At 49.5% G+C, this 680-nt stretch carries 2 pseudogenes; both read left to right on the top strand.

The features are described 5' to 3' along the window. Positions 1 to 378, top strand: a pseudogene (locus CIK04_RS28830) (phosphatase PAP2 family protein); the annotation flags it as partial. Between the two features lie 18 nt (positions 379 to 396). After that, positions 397 to 680 (top strand): annotated as a pseudogene (locus CIK04_RS28825) (glycosyltransferase family protein); the annotation flags it as partial.

Below are 680 nucleotides of genomic sequence, written 5' to 3'. Positions count from 1 at the left end.
TGGTTGGCTATTCCTTCACTAGGTACGTGGTTTTGCTCTGTGGTTTACTGGCCTTTATCATCGAGTTGCCCATTTATTGGGGACTCAAAAACAGTTTCAAGCGCCGTCGGCCAGAAGAATACAGTGCCTATTTGCCCGCTTTTATCACCCCTTCGGATCGCTACAGCTTGCCTTCGGGTCACACCGCCGCGTAGGTTTGTCAGGCCACCATCACTAGTTACTTCTTCCCAGAGTTGACATGGTTTGCATTTAGCTGGGCGGCCCTCATTGGGTTGTCGCGCATTTTACTGGGTTGTACWATTTTTTAGTGATGTTGTGATTGGTGCTCTGCTCGGTCATGCCTGTGCCACTTTGGCCTTGATTCTTGTGATGGAGTGAGCCTATGGAAAATTCTGTATGGGGTGACAAGGCACGGGGAATGGTCATCATCGCCCGAGCTCGGGCAATGGCAAACGCCTTTGCGGCGCAGCATTGCCAAGTGGATTTTCTTTTTTCTGGTCGAGATCCGAAGCGCTATTTCTCCATGGAAGCCTTTGGCCAGTACAAAACGTGTCGAGGGCTCACCTTTGCGACGAAAAATGGCCGTGTGGATTACTGGCAAACTGCGCTCGAAAACAGTTTATTGACTATGAATCAAGAAGTGCAGCAGCAAGATCTTAGCCAGTATGATTTGGTGATCA

The sequence above is a fragment of the Vibrio sp. 03_296 genome (assembly GCF_002265885.1).
Note: the sequence above shows the minus strand (reverse complement) of the source record. Positions and strands in the feature narration are given on the sequence as shown.